This window comes from Modicisalibacter sp. 'Wilcox', from assembly GCF_010993675.1.
GTDB classification, from domain to species: domain Bacteria; phylum Pseudomonadota; class Gammaproteobacteria; order Pseudomonadales; family Halomonadaceae; genus Modicisalibacter; species Modicisalibacter tunisiensis.
The window spans coordinates 1-1,682 of record NZ_WNXF01000036.1; the positions used below are offsets into that span (position 1 = coordinate 1).

At 63.1% G+C, this 1,682-nt stretch carries 2 protein-coding genes; both read right to left on the minus strand.

Translation table 11 applies throughout. From position 1 onward, the window contains the following. Positions 1–235: hypothetical protein (locus G7A98_RS16640; protein ID WP_205596304.1), on the minus strand; the 235-nt coding region annotated here is incomplete at its 3' end. Further along, positions 229–1,590 (minus strand): IS1380 family transposase, encoded by a 1,362-nt coding sequence (locus tag G7A98_RS16525; protein ID WP_035409900.1) that lies wholly within the window; start codon positions 1,588–1,590, stop codon positions 229–231. The genes G7A98_RS16525 and G7A98_RS16640, both read right to left, overlap by 7 nt. Positions 1,591–1,682 lie beyond the last annotated feature (92 nt).

A 1,682-nucleotide genomic window follows, 5' to 3' on the forward strand; every position in this document is an offset into this window, starting at 1 on the left:
CCTGAATCCGTGATGCCGGCGTCGACACTTTCCCTATCGCCGTCAGCGAGCATTTTTTGACCTCCGATTCCGTCTCAACCGCCGAATGCATCTCTGCCATGGCCAACCATAGCGGCATCGGCCGGCGACGATGACCCGTTTGCTCATGCATTGCTACCCGCCGGGTACGGTGATGCTGGCTGCCGGTGACCGTCAGCCCTCTGCGTGGTGCCTTTGTCCGACAGACGATCAGCATGGCGTGCCTCGGGGATAGCGCAGGCGGCTTCGCAAGGTGTTCAACACCGTCATGCGTCCGATGTCCTGCCCGAAGTCGAGGATGATCTGCCGCGCCTTGTGAATCACGAGCGCCGCACGATGCACCAGTTCTTGTAGCACGGTGCGGATCCGGCGCCGCTTGGCGGGATGGCGCACCGGGCTCAGCTCGCCGGTCATGCCCAGCTGCCCCATCAGCCGCAGGATGTTGTAGGCCAGCTGGGCGAGGTGCAGGATCAGATCGTTGGTGGCGAACTTGCCCGACGGCAGCCGCTCCAGGTCGAGATCGGTCTTGATCTCACTGTGGAATTGCTCGTGGGTGGCATGCGCCTGGTAGCGTTTGATCACCGCCTCCGGCGCCTCGTCCAGGCTGGTCCACCAGCCTTCCAACTCATAGTCCGGTTCGAGCAGCAACTGGCCATCGCGATCGGCGGTGCGCTCTACCAGGCGCATCACGCGTTGGACGACGTATTCGGTCTTGTTGTCGTCGTGGATCGAGACGGTCTGCGGCCACAGCGCCTGGCGCTTGCCAGGACGCAGCTCTTCCCAGTAGTCCGCCGCCACAGCCAACCAGGTATCCTGATCCGCCGTGGCCGAGCCGCGCGGGTTCCATTTGACGACATAGTCGAGCCGGCGCCCCTCGTCGGCAAAGACCTGGCGTTGCTGTTCGAGAAGCGCCAGGTGCGCCTGGCTGTCGAAGCCGCTGTCCTCGCGTAACAGGATCGGTTGCTTGGTCAGGCCTTGGGCGCGAGGCAGTACCCGCTCCAGGAAGGCGTTGCTCTCCTTCATGGTGTGCTGCTTGCCAGGCCGCAGTTCCAGACCCAGGCACCACCCTTCGTTGCCCAGATAGGCGGCGATCGGGGTGTAGCCATCGACCTTCTGGTAGGTCCGCGAGACGCCTTCCTTCTTCGAGTTGCTGTTGTCCATGACGAAGGTGTCGATGTCCAGGCAGACGTGCGTCGTCTCGGCGGTGATCGGTGCTTCGATCAGTGACAGCAGGGTCGTGGACCAGGTGGCGGTGCGCGCCTGCAGGTCGTTGGCGGCAAGTTTCTCCAGCCGCTGTCGCAGCGTCGCCGCGCTCGGCACCTTCTGCAGGGTCAGCAGTTGTTGGAAGGGCTTGTCGCGGCGGAAGTTCTCGACAGCGTCATAGTCGCTCATGCCCAGACACAGCAGGCCCAGGTAGCTCTTGATCACGTCACTGGTGCGCATGCCCAGCGTGGTGGGGAAGCGGCTGTCGATGCTGTCGACGCCAGCGATCTCGAAGCATTGCCCGATGATGGACAGCCCGGCGTGGCTGGTGAGGGTGCGGCGACTGGCGCGGAACTTGACGTTGGGCATGGCACTATCTGGGTGAATGGCGATATTCGCTATATTGCCATGCAGTTCAGTAGGTTAGAAGCATTCCTGGGGGCCGGTCTCACGGATTCAGG